The organism is Variovorax sp. P4_D9, assembly GCF_056401695.1.
In genome coordinates this window covers 1-2,410 of sequence record NZ_JBFUIU010001105.1, presented here as the reverse complement: position 1 = coordinate 2,410, position 2,410 = coordinate 1, and the positions used below count along the sequence as shown (strand labels likewise).

Below are 2,410 nucleotides of genomic sequence, written 5' to 3'. Positions count from 1 at the left end.
GCTTGCGGTCGCCACTGAGGATGAGCCGCGCATCCTGCTTCTCGATGATCGCCATGAGCTTCTCGAGTTGGTGCGCCGGCACGACGCCAGCTTCATCCAGGAACACGATGCTGTGCCGATCGAGCGTGCGGTGCTGCGAGGTGCGGGCAAGGAAGGACGCGAGCGTTTGCGATTCCATCCCCAGAGAGGCCAAGGCTTCGTTCTGCGACGCATACGGCGCGAGGCCGATCACGCGATAGCCGTGCTTGCCGGAGAGTCGGCACGTCTCTGCCTTGATGCCCGCGACCGCCTTGCTCAGCATGTGGCTCTTGCCAGTGCCGGCCAGACCCTGGATGCCGACGAAGCGGTCGCGCGCGGTGAGCACCATCGCCACGGCGTCGCGCTGGCCCGCGTTGAGATCGCTGGCGGCGAGCATGCTGGCGACACTCTCCTTGGACGCGACGGGCGTCACTGCACCTCGCCCTGCCTTCTCGATGCCGAGGATTCGGATCTCGCTGCGCTTCGCCTCCGGCGTCGCGAAACGGGCCTCCGCCGCCACGAGTGCACCGCGTTGGATCGCCGAGTCCACCGAGGCCTCGGCCTGTGCCTGGGTCTGCCTGCGCGCGGCCATGGTCAGGGCCACCCATGACGAGCGCGTGAGCTTCTCGAAGTCGTCGTGGCCCTTGAACCGGGCAGCGTTGGGATCCTTGGCGAGTTCGCCGGCGCTGATGTTCAGGGACCGGGCGGTCTGGTAGAGGGGCAGTTCCGGCAGCAGGCGCCCATCGGTCTTGGCCTTGTCGAGCGCCGCCTCCACTGCCGTGGTCGTCGTTCGCGTTGCCGCACGCCCGTAGGCCACCTCCAGCAGTTCCGCCCGCGAAAAAATGCCCTGCCGTTCTGCGAGATGGGCGATCGCGAAGTCGATCGCTTCATCGGCGGCCTGGCGGCTGCGGCTCTTGCCGGTCAGCTTCTCGCCAATGGCCTCGCCAGCCCTTGCCGCCTGGTGGCGCACCGCATGCACCATCCCGCTCTGAGCGTCCAGATCCACACCCGCCTCTCTCGCGGTCTGCAGCCAGTGCGCACGCAGCCAGGCCCGATCGCTCTCGGTCTTCTTTTGCCTTGTCGCCAGCGTGATGATCTGCTTTTGCGCCGTGGTCGCGCTCGCGCGATCCTGGCCCCGCGCGGCGAGCAATTTCTCGATCTCCTGGCTGCGCTGGCTGAAATGCTGGATAGCGGCATCGGGAATATGCGCCAACTCCCAGCCACCCTTGCGCGTCTCGCGAAGGTCGAAGCCAAGGGCCTTGAGTTCGGCTGCGAGCGTTGCGCGGTAGAAGGCGCCGACCACCTTGACGTTCTTGAGCAGGTCTTCGTTCGACAGCGCCCGCCATTCGCCGTCCGAGCGCCGGGTGAGGTTCATCACGATCGCGTGGGTGTGCAACTGCGGGTCCTGCGCACGCGACAGCTCGTGACGAAAGGTCGCCGCGACCAGGTTGCCTGTGCGCTCCCGGAATGACAGGCCGCTCTGCTTCTTGCGCGTCGCAGCGAACTCCTGCATCAACTCGAGGCTCTTTTTCACCGCGGCGTCGTGCGCCGCTACGATGCGGACGTCACCTTTGACCAGCGCCTGAATGCTCACCGACTTCGGTGCACTGAATGTGAAGTCGATGCCCTTGCGATCCTTGCTGCCCTTGGTCTGGCTCAGGCGCATGCGTTGGCCGTTCGGGAGTTGTCCATCGAGCAGGTTCTGGAAGGTGTCGCGCTCGATGGTCAGCGCGCCGTCCAGGCCGAGATGGATGACGCTCTGCCCGACCCACTCGCCGCGGTGCCCCTCCTTGCCGTAGTAGTCGTCCGAGGTCTCGAAATAGTGCGCGGCGCCCGCGGCGCTGGTGACGAACTTGAAGGACAACATGGGCGGCCTCCCGCGTCAGGACGAATGCACAGTGGCAACTGTGGCAGCTGTGGCAGAAGCAGCGGTGACCACATTGCCMGGCGAAGCCAGCGCCGACGCCACGCCATGGGGGGCCGTGAACAGCAGGTTGCGCTCGCGGGGCCGGTCATGGAAGCCGTTCGCCATGATCATGGGCGCGACAACAACGGGACGGGTCTTGTACTTCATCGTCACGCGCGCGATGGGATAGTTGCCGGCGAGCTTCACGTAGCCGGTCAGGTTCGGCAGCAGGTGGAATTCGGCCGGCGACACGAGGCGCTCGGTGTCCTGCCGGTGCGAAAGCGTTCCCTTGCCGCCGGCGGACCCGACAGAGACGCTGGGCGCACGCCGCAACACGGTGTGCTCGCCGAGCCCGCGCGAGAACTCCTCCGCCGTGTACGTGTCGAGTTCGCCAATGCCGCACAGGAAGGCGCTGCGAAAGCAATTGCGCAAGGTCAGCGCGTCGTCCTTGCCATAGGTGTCGTTGAGCTGTGCCAGCGACTGGAC

2 protein-coding genes are annotated in these 2,410 nt (G+C 66.2%); both read right to left on the bottom strand.

Annotated elements, in window-relative coordinates; all coding sequences use genetic code 11:
• Positions 1–1,885: MobF family relaxase (mobF, locus tag AC1DY5_RS51555; RefSeq protein ID WP_478122004.1), on the bottom strand; the 1,885-nt coding region annotated here is incomplete at its 3' end.
• A gap of 15 nt (positions 1,886–1,900) precedes the next feature.
• Positions 1,901–2,410 (bottom strand): type IV secretion system DNA-binding domain-containing protein (locus AC1DY5_RS51550; RefSeq protein ID WP_478122003.1); only part of this gene is annotated, 510 nt, incomplete at its 5' end.